Annotated in this window: 1 protein-coding gene; it reads right to left on the bottom strand. The window is 64.0% G+C overall.

The window, feature by feature from the left end:
• Positions 1-57: 57 nt before the first annotated feature.
• A complete protein-coding gene (locus ENZ74_RS33055; protein WP_127313351.1) occupies positions 58-927 on the bottom strand; it encodes a hemin ABC transporter substrate-binding protein in 870 nt (289 codons plus the stop codon).

Raw genomic sequence — 927 nt, 5'->3', positions numbered from 1 at the left:
CGGATACGCTTGCCATCACCGGGCCGGCGATCGATTGATCGACCATGATCTGCCTGCTCAGTCCGTGACCTGCCCGCCATAAAGCGAGACAGCGAGGTCGTGGATGGCATCAGCCGTGCGCGGCCCGAAGCCGAGCAGATAGGCGCCGTCGATGCGGATCAGCTTGTGCGCCGTTCCGGCCGGCGTGGAGGCGATCGACGGATTGACGAACAGTTCGTCGTCCGAAACCGGAGGCCCGGCATTGCTCATCATCAGGATCACGTCAGGCCTGGCGGTTATGATCGCCTCGTCGGACATCTGCTTGTAGCCGGAAAAGCCCTCGACCGCGTTGACGCCGCCGGCCAGCTTGACCATGCCGTCGGCGGCGGTCTCGCTGCCGGCCGCCAGAATCTTGCCACCCTGTATCGACAGCACGAACAGGATGCGCTTGCGCTCCTTGATCGAAGCCGTCTGCTTCTCGGCGGCCGTGAGCTTGGCATCGAGCTCCTTGGCCAGCACCTCGGCCTTGGCGTCGACGCCGAGCGCCTTGCCGACGATGCGGACCTTCTCGAGAATGCCTTCGTGGCTGTAGTGCTCGGGCACCTCGATGAACGGCACGCTCGTCTTCTTCAAGACATCGACTGCTTCCTTGGGGCCGCTGCCATGCAGCGCCAGGATGCCGGTCGGGTCGACCGACAGCACACCCTCCGGCGACAGCGCGCGCATATAGCCGACATCGGGCAGCTCAAGCGCCGCCTTTGGGAACCGGCTGGTGGAATCGCGTGCCACCAGATGCTTTTCCTGGCCGAGAGCATAGACGATCTCGGTGATCGAGCCGCCAATGGCCACGATCTTTGAAGGATCGGCAAACACGGCCGTGCCTTCCGCGGCGCTGGCGGGTTGCAGTGCGATAACAGCCATGGAGAGACCGATCACCGGCCCCAAAAT

Source organism: Mesorhizobium sp. M7A.F.Ca.CA.002.15.2.1, from assembly GCF_003998715.1.
Taxonomy (GTDB): Bacteria; Pseudomonadota; Alphaproteobacteria; order Rhizobiales; family Rhizobiaceae; genus Mesorhizobium; species Mesorhizobium ciceri.
Note: the sequence above shows the minus strand (reverse complement) of the source record. Positions and strands in the feature narration are given on the sequence as shown.